The sequence below is a fragment of the Deinococcus alpinitundrae genome (genome assembly GCF_009982895.1).
Classification (GTDB): Bacteria; Deinococcota; Deinococci; order Deinococcales; family Deinococcaceae; genus Deinococcus; species Deinococcus alpinitundrae.
In genome coordinates this window covers 1-270 of the sequence record NZ_WXZL01000262.1, presented here as the reverse complement: position 1 = coordinate 270, position 270 = coordinate 1, and the positions used below count along the sequence as shown (strand labels likewise).

Annotated in this window: 1 protein-coding gene; it reads right to left on the bottom strand. The window is 67.4% G+C overall.

Annotated elements, in window-relative coordinates; translation table 11 throughout:
- The coding region (locus tag GUI70_RS23305) for a class I tRNA ligase family protein (RefSeq protein WP_161884577.1) at window positions 1–270 on the bottom strand (270 nt) is incomplete at both ends.

Here is a 270-nt window from a genome sequence, read left to right as displayed (position 1 = left end):
CCGGACGTCGCAATAGAGCGCGTCCTTGCGGATGTCGAAATAGAAGGCGGAGAGGTCGTTGTTGCAGAACTGGTGGATCGCCGGATAGACGCCGGTCCAGTCATGCGTCTCGACCGCGCGGCGCAGCATCGCGTCGAGCCGGGAGAGGCGATGCAGCACGTAGCGCTCGAGGTCGGGCATGTCGGCGGCCGGCATCGCCTCGGCCTCGGTGAAGCCGTCCAGCCCGCCGAGGACCCAGCGCAGCGTGTTGCGGATGCGGCGGTAGAGATC